Consider the following 641-nt stretch of genomic DNA (forward strand, 5'->3'; position numbering starts at 1 on the left):
CATCATCGGCGAGACCGCCAATTGCGTTGGCACCCTGCCGCTTGGCATGACCCCTTCCGGCGGCGCGCGGAATCCCTATGAGGCCTATGTGGTCGCGCTCGGCGTCGATGGCCTCGAGCCCGGTGTCTATCATTATTCCGCCGCCGATCACGACCTTGGCAGGATTTCCGCGAACCATCTGCCGAAGATCTCCGAACTGGTCGGCGGACAGGAGTGGGCTGATAGCATGCCGTGCCTGATCCTGCTTTGCGCCAGGCTCGATCGCACGATGTGGAAATATGAGGACGCCAACGCCTATCGTGTCGTGCTGATCGAGGCCGGCCATATCGGCCAGAATATCATGCTGGCGGCGACCAATCATGGCCTGTCGGCATGTCCGACAGCCGCGCTCAATCATTCCGCCATCAAGCGGCTGCTTGGTCTCGACAGTCTCACCGACGCACCGATCTATGCCTTGACCCTCTCGACCCCGGAAAGAGACCCGTCCACCGCGAGCCAATCCATCAATTAGTCGACCAACAATGTGCAGTCCGGCCAGTAGCGCGTTCCCCAGGGTATAACCAGAGACAGGAGCAGCACGTGCCAAATCAATCCTTACGCCAGTCGGAAATCGATAGTCTTCAATATATTTCGTCGATGAC

The 641-nt window shown here is 59.0% G+C and carries 1 protein-coding gene; it reads left to right on the plus strand.

The features are described from left to right. Positions 1–511 (plus strand): SagB/ThcOx family dehydrogenase (locus EOB36_RS33935; protein WP_164897729.1); only part of this gene is annotated, 511 nt, incomplete at its 5' end. Positions 512–641 lie beyond the last annotated feature (130 nt).

Origin of the sequence: Mesorhizobium sp. M6A.T.Cr.TU.017.01.1.1 (assembly GCF_004023115.1) — a bacterium.
In the GTDB taxonomy this organism is placed as follows: Bacteria; Pseudomonadota; Alphaproteobacteria; order Rhizobiales; family Rhizobiaceae; genus Mesorhizobium; species Mesorhizobium mediterraneum.